The 11087-nt window shown below is 64.6% G+C and carries 13 protein-coding genes; 5 read left to right on the top strand and 8 right to left on the bottom strand.

Annotated elements, in window-relative coordinates:
- Window positions 1–126: 126 nt before the first annotated feature.
- Window positions 127–822 (bottom strand): hypothetical protein, encoded by a 696-nt coding sequence (locus VSX60_RS12700; RefSeq protein ID WP_327624573.1) that lies wholly within the window; start codon window positions 820–822, stop codon window positions 127–129.
- A gap of 198 nt (window positions 823–1020) precedes the next feature.
- Complete coding sequence (locus VSX60_RS12695; RefSeq protein WP_327624572.1) at window positions 1021–2241, bottom strand: alanine racemase; 1221 nt, start codon at window positions 2239–2241, stop codon at window positions 1021–1023.
- 172 nt (window positions 2242–2413) lie between these two features.
- On the opposite strand from VSX60_RS12695, the gene VSX60_RS12690 reads away from it, so the two are divergent.
- Both VSX60_RS12690 and VSX60_RS12685 read left to right on the top strand, forming a co-directional pair.
- On the top strand, window positions 2414–3718 hold the full coding sequence (locus VSX60_RS12690; RefSeq protein WP_327624571.1) for an amidase: 1305 nt from the start codon (window positions 2414–2416) through the stop codon (window positions 3716–3718).
- A gap of 206 nt (window positions 3719–3924) precedes the next feature.
- Window positions 3925–4176, top strand: a complete 252-nt coding sequence (locus VSX60_RS12685; RefSeq protein ID WP_327624569.1) for a hypothetical protein — start codon at window positions 3925–3927, stop codon at window positions 4174–4176.
- A gap of 105 nt (window positions 4177–4281) precedes the next feature.
- On the opposite strand, the gene metF is transcribed toward VSX60_RS12685, so the two are convergent.
- Both metF and VSX60_RS12675 read right to left on the bottom strand, forming a co-directional pair.
- Window positions 4282–5202 carry a methylenetetrahydrofolate reductase [NAD(P)H] gene (gene metF, locus VSX60_RS12680; RefSeq protein WP_327624568.1) on the bottom strand — a complete coding sequence of 307 codons (921 nt, stop codon included), beginning with the start codon at window positions 5200–5202 and terminating at the stop codon, window positions 4282–4284.
- 15 nt (window positions 5203–5217) lie between these two features.
- On the bottom strand, window positions 5218–6231 hold the full coding sequence (locus VSX60_RS12675; protein ID WP_327624567.1) for an ArsR/SmtB family transcription factor: 1014 nt from the start codon (window positions 6229–6231) through the stop codon (window positions 5218–5220).
- Between the two features lie 51 nt (window positions 6232–6282).
- On the opposite strand from VSX60_RS12675, the gene VSX60_RS12670 reads away from it, so the two are divergent.
- Window positions 6283–6861, top strand: coding sequence for an SAM-dependent methyltransferase (locus VSX60_RS12670; protein ID WP_327624566.1), 579 nt, complete (start codon window positions 6283–6285; stop codon window positions 6859–6861).
- Window positions 6845–7234: a DUF2293 domain-containing protein gene (locus VSX60_RS12665; protein ID WP_442873092.1), complete on the top strand. Its 390-nt coding sequence runs from the start codon at window positions 6845–6847 to the stop codon at window positions 7232–7234. The genes VSX60_RS12670 and VSX60_RS12665 overlap by 17 nt, the downstream gene beginning before the upstream one ends.
- On the opposite strand, the gene VSX60_RS12660 is transcribed toward VSX60_RS12665, so the two are convergent.
- Window positions 7225–7800, bottom strand: a complete 576-nt coding sequence (locus VSX60_RS12660) for an MOSC domain-containing protein (protein ID WP_327624564.1) — start codon at window positions 7798–7800, stop codon at window positions 7225–7227. The two genes, VSX60_RS12665 and VSX60_RS12660, sit on opposite strands and share 10 nt — an antisense overlap.
- A 144-nt stretch (window positions 7801–7944) precedes the next feature.
- Window positions 7945–8580, bottom strand: a complete 636-nt coding sequence (locus tag VSX60_RS12655) for a DedA family protein (RefSeq protein ID WP_327624563.1) — start codon at window positions 8578–8580, stop codon at window positions 7945–7947.
- A gap of 178 nt (window positions 8581–8758) precedes the next feature.
- Between VSX60_RS12655 and VSX60_RS12650 the strand changes: the two genes are divergently transcribed.
- On the top strand, window positions 8759–9160 hold the full coding sequence (locus VSX60_RS12650) for a hypothetical protein (protein WP_327624562.1): 402 nt from the start codon (window positions 8759–8761) through the stop codon (window positions 9158–9160).
- A gap of 16 nt (window positions 9161–9176) precedes the next feature.
- Here the strand turns inward: VSX60_RS12650 and VSX60_RS12645 are convergent, their stop codons facing one another.
- Together VSX60_RS12645 and VSX60_RS12640 are read right to left on the bottom strand one after the other, a co-directional pair.
- Entirely contained in the window at window positions 9177–9530 is a 354-nt protein-coding gene (locus VSX60_RS12645) for a response regulator (protein ID WP_327624561.1), read from the bottom strand.
- 13 nt (window positions 9531–9543) lie between these two features.
- Window positions 9544–11025: a sensor histidine kinase gene (locus VSX60_RS12640; RefSeq protein ID WP_327624560.1), complete on the bottom strand. Its 1482-nt coding sequence runs from the start codon at window positions 11023–11025 to the stop codon at window positions 9544–9546.
- Window positions 11026–11087 lie beyond the last annotated feature (62 nt).

Raw genomic sequence — 11087 nt, 5'->3', positions numbered from 1 at the left:
AATCTGATGAAACAGCCTTTCCCATGAAGCACCTCCTGCTCACAGAGAATCAAACCGAACATCAAATGGGAACCCGTCGATTCAAATTATTCGCCGGATGCTCTAGCTGGACTTTCGAGCCAGGCCTTAGATCGGCTGCCTGTCCGACACGGGAAGCGCTGGCACAGCCTCTACCGCCTTCCTGGCCTCATGCTCTTCCCACATCCTCCTGTGGAACTCTGCCTGCTTCGCCTCGGAGTCTGCCTTCTGCTTCTCGACTTTAGTTAGACGCAGTTCGAGGCTCTCCCGCACATTCCAGTCTCCGTCGTCGCGTGCCGGTATGCCGTAGATACCTCGGAGATCGTCGGCGAGATTCATAGCGGCGAGGCCAAGCTTCCCGTAGCGGATTGTCCGCTCCCAGAAGAACTCGTTATGGTCAGGCGGTGTTGAAATTTCCGACTTGGTCCGGCCGATGGTCTGGTCGGCTACGGCAATCTCGCTAGGGAAGCCGAGAATCTTGTACATCAAGTCGGGCTTCACGGCGCGCCAGTCGACGTCTTCCGGAAGCGTGAGGCTCGGCGTCGAGACACAGGATACGTATTCGCGCTCCGGCGGGCTGGGAACGCCTTCGTCATGCACGACCTCGACGCAGTCGGAGACGAAAGGATCCAGTACACAGATCACGCGGATGGCAAGGTAACGCGCGTGGCGCTCGATCTCCTCCTGCTTGGTCTCACGCTCGTGCCGTAGCGTTTGAACGTTGACCACCCAAGTGCCGAGCGTCGCAAGACCCGCCGTGAGCAGGATACCTGCGAGCGCCCAGCCAAGTCCGAACTCGTCCATCAGCCCTCCCCCAAGTTTCTGTCGGTACCGTTACGTGTCGAGCATGTCCCAGTCTTCCCCGATCACCCAGCGCAGGGCGCTCAGCTTGCCGTTTATCATTTCCCATTCAAAGTCCGACCACGGACCGAGGATTTCGAGGCCAACTTCTTCCTCGATTTTGCAGGCTGCCTCAAGCGTCCCCTGCCCCCGCGCGCCCCCTCAATCCGCCATCGTCTCCAGGCTGGCATAGCCCTCAGCCGCCGCACCGGCGTCGAAGGGCGTCGTCACTTCGACGAAGCTGTCGGGGTAAAAGCCGTTGAAGCGGGTTCGCAGCGACAGTGAATAGGCGCCGATATGGCCGATCTCGATCCAGTCGCCGGTGTCCACCGTCTCCGGCAGCCAGAACGGCCGCGACAGGATGTCGACGCTGTCGCAGGTCGCGCCGCAGACCTTGAAGGCCTGGATGTTCTTCGGATCGCCATTGCGGCGCGTCCTCGCCGGATCGGGGATGAAGCGCGCCGGCAGGGTGATCTTGCCGGTCCATGAATCCGACAAAGACGCCCAGATGCCGTCATTGATGTAGAGCCGCTTGCCCTTGCGCAGGAGCACCCGGACGATCAGCGAAAAGGCTCTGGCGACGATCACCCGCCCCGGCTCGGCGACCAGCGGCAGATCGTCGAACGCCCATTCGGCCAGATCGGCGCTGAGCCGCGCCATGATCTCGTCCTGCCCCGGCATCTGACGCTTCTTGCGGCGGGGGTCGTGGCCGTATTCGGCCGGAAAGCCACCGCCGACGTCGAGCCCGGCGAGCGGCACGTCGGCGCGGTTGCGCACCCAGTCGGCCGAGGCCAGCGCCCGTTCGTAGGTCTCCGGGTCCTCGATCTGCGAGCCCACATGGAAGCACAGGCCAACCTTGAAGCCGATCTTGTGGCAGCGCTGCAAAAGCTCGACCGCGTGAGCGGGCGCGGCGCCGAACTTCTTCGACAGTTCGTAGGCCGCGCTGCCCTTGGTCTGCAGTCGCACGAACAGGGTGATGGTGCCGGGGTCGAGATCGAGGGCGCGGACGATGCGCAGGATCTTGGCGACCTCGTCCTCATGGTCGAGCGACATGACGCGGATGTTGTAGGTCTCCAGCGCCAGGCGGATATCCGACTGCGCCTTGACCGGGTGCATGTAGAGCATCTCGGCATCCGGCTGGGCGGCCTTGACCGCGGCGAACTCGCCCGGCGAGGCGACGTCGAAGATTTTGATCCCCGCCTTGCTGAGGGTTTCGAGCACCATCGGCTCGCCATTGGTCTTGACCGCATAGGCGGTGTCACCCGGAAACGCCGCCATGAAGCGTTGCGCGTCGGCGGTGAGCACGTCGGGGCGGAAGCAATAGACCGGCACGTCGGGGCGCAGCGTGAGGGCGGCGTCCTTCGCCGTTGGAAAACTCTGCAAGGCGTCTCTCCGCTGGGCTCGCGGCCGGATGACCGGCCGGCTCGTCCGCAATTAGAGCACCGGACGCGAATGGGCAGCTTAGCCGATTCGGCGCGCCTTCGGGTGACAGGCGCTTGCGGGCTCGCCCGCGCGGCCTCTAAACAGGCGGGCACCACAACAGGATCGACCGCTCATGTCCCTTCCCTCGCCCATCCCCGTGACGCTGGCGCCGCTGAGCGTCACCCGCATCGCCGCCGACATCGAGGCCGGACGCACCACGCCGGAAACCGTCATCCGGGAAGCGAACGCGCGTATCGACAGCCTGGACGGCGTGATCGGCGCCTTCGTCCGCCGGGCGTCGGCGGACAGCATTGCTGCGGCGAGCGCCGCCACCGGGCCGCTCCGCGGCGTGCCCTTCGGCGTCAAGGACATCTTCGACACATTCGACATGGCGACGGAGCACGGCTCGCCGATCTATCAAGGCCACCAGCCGATCGCCGATGCGGCGCTGGTCGCCGCCGCCCGGCTGCGGGGCGCGGCGATTCTCGGCAAGACCGCGACGACGGAATTCGCCTCGATGGACCCGGCGGCGACGCGCAACCCGCACGATTTGGCCCACACGCCCGGCGGCTCGTCCTCGGGCTCGGCGGCCGGCATCGCGGCGGGGATGCTGGCGGCCGCCTGCGGCTCGCAGACCGGCGGCTCGGTGATCCGTCCCGCCTCGTTCTGCGGCATCGCCGGCTACAAGCCGAGCTTCCGGCTGTTGCCGACCGTCGGCATGAAGGTGTTTTCCTGGACGCTCGACACCGCCGGCCTGTTCGCGGCCGGCGTCGCCGACGTGGCGCTGCTGGCGGAATGCCTCAGCGGGCGGGAGTTGACGGCACCGCCGCTCGCCGACGCATCTGGGCTGACGATTGGGCTCTATCGCACGGCATTCGACACCGGCCCCGAGGGGCGTCTCGACCCGGCGATGGCGGCGGCATGGGAGACGGCGGCCAAGGCGCTCGAAGCGGCCGGCGCCAAGCTCGTCGACCTCCCCGAGCCGGCCGCGTTGGAAGCGGCTCGCACGGCGCATGGCGACATTCAGAATTTCGAGGCGGCACAGGCGCTTCTACACGAGCGAACGATGCATCGGAGCCGAATGGGACCGAAGGTGCTGGCGCAGCTCGATGAAGGCGCAGCGGTCACGGCCGAGGCATACGATGCGGGACGGCGAACCGCGCGGATCGGCCGGAAGGCGGCGGCGGCGCTGTTCGACACCTGCGACGCGCTGCTGGCGCCCTCGGCCTTCGGGCCGGCCCCGAAGGGACTCGCCACCACCGGCGACCCGGCGCTCAACAAGCTGTGGACGCTGACCGGCAACCCTTGTGTCAACGTGCCGGGGTTGGCGACGCCCGAGGGCCTGCCGCTCGGCCTGACGATCGTCACCCGCTTCGGCCGCGACCGGACGACGCTGTCTATCGCCAGGCTGCTCGAAGACCGCCTGCAAGCGGGATAAAGCGAGGCCGGTCAATGCGGCGGGAATGCGGCGGGGGCGATCGGGAACGCACCTCGGTGCCCCCGGCGCCGCGGTTTCGCGGTTCTACCCAGCGCGCAAGTGGAGATCACCAGACATTTCAAGGCGTAACGCCAAGCAGGCCCGGCGGGACGCTTAGCCTTACCCCACAGCGGTTTCGGCTGGCTTTCGATCACGAAAGCCAGCGCGTGAAAAAAATATCGGACGTTCTTCGCGCCTGCATCTCGAGTCATTGCAGTGGTTTGCGGCAGTTGGCTCGAACCGTCAGTGCGGCGCAGCGACGAATTGGGGTTTACGATCGATTCAGGTTCGTTACCTTCCGGGCACATCTCGTCAACGAGGAGGCGATGCACATGGAACTTACGCGTTCGCTGAATTTGGTGATGATCCTGGCCGCTTTTGTCTTTGTCGGTGCCATGGTCATGGGTGTCGTGCCCTGATATCGGATGAGATCCGACGCCGCGTTTCTAGCGGCCCCAATTCGAAAAAGCCGGGTTACCCCGGCTTTTTTTGAATCATGATCCGATCGCCGCGCCGCCAGCAGTTCAGGCGGCGGCCGCTTCGCTGGCGGAGCCTGCCGGCGCCGACGCCTCGTCGGCGCGAAGCCCCAGGATGTGGCAGATCGAATAGACCAGATCGGCGCGGTTCATGGTGTAGAAGTGGAAGTCGGAGATACCGCGCTTCTGCAAATCCAGCACCTGATCGGCGCAGACCGCTGCGGCGACGTGGCTGCGCGTCTGCTCGTCGTCCTCCAGGCCCTCGAAGCGCGCCGCGAGCCAGGCCGGGATAGTGGCGCCGGTTGCCTGGGAGAAGCGTGCGACTTTGGTAAAGTCGTGGATCGGCACGATGCCGGGCACGATCGGAATGTAGATGCCGGCGCGACGGACCCGCTCGACGTAACGTTCGAAGGTATCGTTGTCGAAGAAGAACTGGGTGATGGCACGGGTGGCGCCGTTGTCGACCTTGCGCTTCAACAGGTCGATGTCGGTAGCGAAATCCGGGCTTTCGGGATGCTTCTCGGGATAGGCAGCGACCGAAATCTCGAAATCGGCGAAGGCTTTCAGGCCCGCGACCAGTTCGACCGCGTTGCGATAACCATCCTTGTGGGCCACATATTCGCCGCCGACGCCGGCCTGGCTGTCGCCGCGCAGCGCGACGAAATGACGAACGCCTGTTTCCCAATATTGCCGGACGACGGCGTCGACCTCTTCCTTGGTGGCGTCGACGCAGGTCAGATGCGCAGCCGGCGTCAGCTGCGTCTCCTTCAGGATGCGCTCGATCGTCTGATGGGTACGCTCGCGGGTCGAACCGCCGGCACCGTAGGTCACCGAGACGAAGCTGGGGCCGAGCGGCGCCAACCGCTCGATCGCGCGCCAGAGATTCTCCTCCATCTTCTCGGTCTTCGGCGGAAAGAACTCGAAGGAGACATCAATGCCGGACGTCGAAAGGGGATTGGGGCGGCTCATGACGACTTTCTCTTCTCAGCTGACAAAGGTTTGACGGGCGGAGGCGGTTGCCGCGACCAGGAGGCGCGGGTCCTTCGCAATGCAGATGGTCACGGTGAGTTCCCCGGTCTCGCCGCCGCTGGAAACGAGGTGATCGATGCTGACCTGCTCAAGACCTGCTTCTTCCAGATAACCGACCAGCGTTGCCTCGGAAAAGCCGAGGCGCAGATGCGCGTGCTCGGCGCGCAGGAATTCCAGCTCGTGGGGAGCGAAATCGATGATCGCCAAACGGCCGCCCGGCGCGACGGCCCGTGCCGCCTCCGCGATCGCGGCCTGCGGATCGTCGAGATAGTGCAGCACCTGATGGAGGGTCACGAGATCGAAGGCCTGGCGCTCGACCGGCAGATGATAGGCATCGCCCTGACGCACCTGGGCGTTGATGATATTGGCCGCGTCGAGCTTGGCGCGAGCGATCGCCAGCATCTCGCGCGAGGCATCGATGCCGACCGCGCGTTCGCAGCGCGGCGCCAGGAGCTCGAGAATTCGCCCCGTACCCGTGCCGATGTCGAGCAGGGTTCCGATCCGCTTGGTCCCCAAGGCGGCGAGAAGCGCTCGCTCGACCTCGGCGTCGGCGGCATGCAGCGCGCGGATGCGATCCCAACGGCCGGCGTTGCGGGCGAAATAATCGGCGGCGCGACGCGCCCGCTCGGCTCGCACCGCTTCCAGCCGCTCGCCGTCGCGTTCGATCAACGGGTCGGCCTCGTCCGCCCAGGATAAAAGCGAGCGCACCAGCCCAACCACCGACGCGTCGTCGCTGACACGGAAATAGGCCCAGGCGCCCTCCTGGTATCGCGCCAGCACGCCCGACTCCACCAGCAGCTTCAAATGTCGCGAAATGCGCGGCTGCGATTGACCGAGAATCGTCGTAAGCTCGCTCACCGTCAGATCGCTCCGGGCGAGCAGCAGAACGAGGCGAAGGCGCGTCGGCTCGGCGACCGCCTTGAGGGCGTCGACGAGCGGCTCGAAGGAAAGTTTTTGGATGTCCAGCATGACGCATCTCGATTACGATATAAAGATATCTTTATATGAAGAGCCTATTCGATGCAAGCGATTTTCGGCGAGCGCGGCGCTTTCGCGAAAACCGTTCGCGGACAGGTGCTGCCGGCGCTCGGAGGATTGGCGATGACGGCCTCCGACCAGAGCGCGCCGGCCGTTCGCCCCGGCGAGGTTCGCTTCGACGGGCCTGAGCCAAACTATGACGATGCGGGGTTGGTCTTCATCGGCCGCGTTCGGTCGCCCTGGGCGAGCCTGGACGAGTGTCCGAAAAACCTGTCCGACGCACGCGAGCGCGGGCAACCCGCCCGGGTCGAGATCGACGCGCGCTGGCGGGGCGCGCTGACCGGGCTCGGCGCGGATCGCTGGGTGTTCCTGCTGACGTGGCTCGATGGCGCCGAGCGGGACCTTGCCCTACAGGCGCCGCGTCATGCCGACGGCCCGCGCGGCACCTTCACGCTGCGTTCTCCGGTGCGTCCGAACCCGATCGGGCTGCACCTCGTTCGGCTGCTTCGTGTCGATCTTGATGGCGGTATTCTCACCATCGATGCCATCGACGTACGCGACGGCACGCCGCTCGTCGACATCAAGCCGTATCTCGCGGCCATCGATGCGCCGCCGGAGTAAAAGGATGCCGACCGACCGGCAAAAGCGCATCGCCCGCGCGCTGACCGCGACGATCCCGCGCGCGCCTTTCGTCGACGCCGAGGCGATCCGCGCGGCGGCGGGCGCGCGCCACATGCGGGCGCTGTCGCCCCAGAGCGCCGTCTGGCTGGCGACCGTGGCGCATATCCGACATGCCCATACCGATTACGATGCCTTGATGGATGAGGGTTACGACCGGGAGGCCGCCCGCTTCTTCGTCCTCGACGCCATCAACGCCATGCTCGATCGCTGGGGCGCGACGCGGCGGCTCGATCCGGAGGCGGACAACGGCGAAGCGATGGCGCAAGATCTGCGGAGCGGAGCAACGACGGGCAGAGACGAACCTTATTCGTAGATCCACTGCTCTGGAATGCGCGCCTCAAACGCCTCGTTCACGACGATCCTGCCCGGCTTTTCGACCCACGCCACGAGGCCGCGTCGGTGCTTTGCCGCCGAAACGAAGCCGAGTTCGATGTCGCCGCGACCCTCATACCGCCTGGCGATCGCCCGACCCGAGAGCCGACACGGGCCGTTGTCGCCGTCGATCCGCAAGGTGACGCCGCCGTTAAACATCAGGATCGTGCGGGGCGGCAGCCACGAGAGGTCGGCAATGCCTTCAACGAGCAAATTGCCGCCGATCCATTCCGGCCGTATCTCGGGAATGTCGAGGCGTGCGGCGGTCTCGGCGAGTTCGTCGGCGGCCAGCAGCGAAAGCTGCCGCTCGTTACGGACTTCCGTGCCACGCGGATACCAAGGCTCGCGTCCGCTCGACCGGCGTGTGGTTCCGCCATGGCGATCGCCGGCGATGCCATCGAAGCCGAGATCGAGGAACGGGACCGGTGCCGTTTCGAAGCCACCGTCGCCCGTGCGAAACAGCCCCGTGACCGTGCCGGCCTGCTTTTTCGCGCGCGTTCGTAGCATGGATGCCCTCCCCCTCTTCGCACCGGCCGTCGATGATAGGATAATGGACCCTGAATCACGATGAACTCGAATCCAATCCAGACAATTTGCGGGGGATCAGGTGGAAAACCGGTCTCCGCTCTTCCTCCGGCAGTCCGCGCCGCCCTACCCCTCCGCCTCCGACCGCTCGCTTGCATCCGGTTCGTCCTTCGACTCGAAGGTCACGACCCGGTAGATGTAAACGATCACGATCAGACCCAATACGACATTGGACACGGGACCTACATAGGCTTCGACCGCCTCGTAGTTTTTCCCCAGCAGATAGCCCGCGCCCGCCAGCAGGCTGGTCCAGACGGCGCTGCCGATCGCGGACAGCAGGAGAAAGATCGGCAGCGACATCTTTGCGATCCCGGCGGGCACCGATATCAGCGTGCGGACGGTGGGGATCAGGCGGCCGAACAGGACGGCCGAATAGCCGTGACGACGAAACCAGGCGTCGGCGGAGTCGACGTCCTCGGGCGACAATGTCAGCCAGCGACCGTGACGCGCCGCGAGACGTTTCAGTCGGCGTTTGCCAATCAGTTTGCCGGCGTAGTACCAAGGAATGATGCCGAGGAGCGATCCGATCGTCCCGGCGAGGATGACGGTGACCATCGACATCTGGCCGATCGCGGCCTGATAGCCGGCCAAGGGCATGATCAACTCGGACGGAATCGGCGGAAAGACGTTCTCCAGGAACATCAACAGGGCGATGCCGAAGGCACCGAGGCTGTCCATCAGGGTCTTGACGAAAACGTCCATGCGAAAATCCGTGGCTTCCGGGGCTGTCCCTGTTCGACGGCGGTTGAGACCAGCGCGCCGCCGATCAACGAATAGCGACGCGCATCGATCCGGTGCGAGAGGAAATAATCCCGATGCGGCCGGCACCGGGCCGTGCCGCTGGCTTGCGGCTGTCGGCGGTCGATGCGCTTATGGAGCGATGACGACAGGACTTCAGAGCTTCGACAACTTCTCCTGGGCCAGCCTTTTGGCCGGCCGCGACGTGCTGATCTGCGATGGTGACGCGGACCGGGCGGTGAAGACCGCGAACGCGCTGGAGCGCGCCGGCGCCCGCGCGACCATCGCGGAGAGCCAGAGGGTCGCGCTCGACCGCATGTCCCGCCGCGATTTCGCCCTCGCCGTCGTCGTTCTGGAAGGTCAAGGCGAACTCGACGCCACGCTGTCGGGGGCGCTTGCGACGAGCGGCACGAAGCTGCTGCTTATGGTCGACGCCGAACGGCGCGAGGCCACCCGCAAGGCCAGGCCCAATGCGCGCGTCGCCAGTCTCGGGATGAGCGAGCGGCAATTGGTGATGTTCCTGACCGGGACGAGCGACGAATAGAGAGGCCATTTGGCCGTTACGCCAGCGCCGAGCCGATCGACGTTTCGATCTGCTGCTCGGTATAGGGCTTCTGCAACACGGGGCAGCTCTGCCATTCCTCCTCGATGCCGGCGCGGCCATAGCCGGTGGCAAAGACGATCGGCACCCCGGCCTGGCGGAAGCGTGCGGCGACAGGATAGACTTTTTCTCCCGCCACGTTGACGTCCAGGATCGCCAGGTCGACCTTTATGCCGGAGTCGATCATCTCATGGGCGCCGTTGAGGCGCATCGCGAGACCGACAACCTCACAACCCAGGTCGAACAGCATGTCTTCCAGCTGCATGGCAACGAGGCTCTCGTCTTCGACGACGAAGATCTTCAGGCCCTTCATGTCACGAGATCCATTACGCGGCTGAGATTTCAAATTCGTCCACCTCGGAGAGGGCGACATCGAAGCGACAAATGAGGCTGGAATTGCCAAGGTCAAGAGAAAGCGTACCAGCCAGCTCGCCCTCGATAATCCGCTTCAGCATGCGGACGCCGAAGCCGGAGGTCAGTTCGCGCTCCGGCGCGTCTTCCAGGGCTTCCCGCCAGGTCACGGCGAGATGACGCCTCGCTCCTCGCTCCGACACAGTCCATTCCACCTCCAGCGTGCCGGCGGCGGTGGCCATCGCCCCGTGACGGTTGGCGTTCGTGGCAAGCTCGTGAAAGACCATGGCAAGGGCGATGGCTGATTTCGACGTCAAATGGACTTCAGGCCCCACCATACGAACCCGCGCGGGATCGAAGCCGGCGAGTTCCTGGCGCAGCAGCACAGACAGGCCCGCAGCCTCCCAGCGACGCGCCGAAAGGACGTCGTGCGCCTGGCTCAACGCCATGATCCGCGCCTCGAAGGCATAACGAGCCTCCTCCGGGTTGGTGATATTTCGAAAACTCTGCCGCGCCATCGCCTGCACGGTCGACAATGTGTTCTTCACACGGTGGTTCAGTTCGTCGATCAAAACCCGTTGGCGTTGCGCCGCGCGGATCGATTCAGTCCGGTCGAAGCCCTGAACAAAGACACCGGATATCTCTCCGGCAGCATCGCGGATCGGGTTGTAGGAAAAGTCGATGAAGGACTCTATGGGTTCAGCCTGCTCTTGGGAGCGGATCATCACCCTGACGCCCTCGCCGGAAAAGCTGCGGCCTTTGCTGTAGACCTCATCCAGCATTTCGAAGAAGCCCTGCCCTTCGATTTCCGGGATGGCGGCGCGGACCGAGCGACCGATGGTGTCGCGCCCGCCGATGAAGCGGGAGTAGCTGTCATTGACGAAGGTAAAGACGTGATCGGGTCCCTGCAGCACCGCGATCATGCCCGGCGCCTGCCGGAACAAGCCCCGGAATTCCTCGGCCTGAGAGACCGATGTCTGATAGGCTTCCTCGACGTTTTGTGCGTGCTTGAGCAGTGCCAATTCGCTGGGAACCGCCCGGAACGGCACAGAACTGGCCTCCTTGAGACGAACGATCTCGGTCACGTCGATCGTATTCTGGATGATGAATTCGACCTTGCCCTCAACGTTCTTCAGCGGCGTATGCGTCGCCGTCCAGTAGCGCTGCTCGAATCCACCCCCGGCTTCCGCCGGGCGGGGAATTTCATAGGGAATAAAGGCGATCGTATCGGGCGCCCCACTCTTAAGCACCTCATCAAAGGAGGCCGTCAATCGGCGCCCGCCTTCGCCTTCATTGGGAAACATGTCGAAGAGCTTCTCTCCGACCAAATCCGCGCGCGTTCGCATGACGGCGTTCTCGTAGGCGCGGTTAACGGCCACGTAACGCAAGTCTGAATCCAGCACCATATAAGGACTGGGGAGGGCCTCGAAGAGGCGTTCAAATTCCAAAGATTTCATTCAGCGATATACTCTGCCGCCCACGGCGCTCGCGTTGTTTCCGCCCCGTCGTCGGCAGACCC

The organism is Aurantimonas sp. A3-2-R12 (assembly GCF_036016755.1).
GTDB lineage: Bacteria > Pseudomonadota > Alphaproteobacteria > Rhizobiales > Rhizobiaceae > Aurantimonas > Aurantimonas coralicida_A.
The sequence above is the reverse complement of the archived record's forward strand: the minus strand, read 5'-3'. Positions and strand labels throughout refer to the sequence as shown.